This window comes from Campylobacter concisus (assembly GCF_002913945.1).
In the GTDB taxonomy this organism is placed as follows: Bacteria; Campylobacterota; Campylobacteria; order Campylobacterales; family Campylobacteraceae; genus Campylobacter_A; species Campylobacter_A concisus_P.
The window spans coordinates 1-439 of sequence record NZ_POZK01000020.1 but is presented as its reverse complement, the minus strand read 5'-3'; the positions used below and the strand labels follow the sequence as shown (position 1 = coordinate 439).

Annotated in this window: 1 protein-coding gene and 1 pseudogene; both read right to left on the bottom strand. The window is 40.8% G+C overall.

The annotated features are described in order from the left end of the window. Positions 1-226, bottom strand: a pseudogene (locus CYP64_RS10430) (hypothetical protein); the annotation flags it as partial. A gap of 39 nt (positions 227-265) precedes the next feature. Beyond that, entirely contained in the window at positions 266-436 is a 171-nt protein-coding gene (locus CYP64_RS10455; protein WP_369008330.1) for a replication initiation protein, read from the bottom strand. Between the last annotated feature and the right edge of the window lie 3 nt (positions 437-439).

Here is a 439-nt window from a genome sequence, read left to right as displayed (position 1 = left end):
GTTTCAAAGATCGCAGCCTCTCTTCTCTTTGGATATCTCTTGCAATAGTTGCTAGATTTCTTTCGTTCTCTTTCTCGTCCTTTTCAAGCTCTGAAACAGGCTGCGGCATAAAAGTAAATTCTAGCGTTTCAATCTCTCGCCCTTTTTTAAATTTTCGGACTGATAGTTTTTGAAAAGGTGTGCGGCGCATATCAAAAAGGTTTCGTTCTGCCGATAGCTCTTTGATTGCAGGCTTTAAACTCCATTTGTCTATCTCGCTTGCTCGCTACTTTTCTGGGACACCCAAAAGCTCTTTAAAATCATCGTATCGAATGCACCAGCGTCCAGTTTGCCGATATTGTTTTAAATAGCGGTAGATTGTTTTTGTGTATGTGCCGCTAAGATTTACAAACTCCGCTAGCTCGTATCTAGTCCAGCCTTTTAGTGGGCTATTAATATA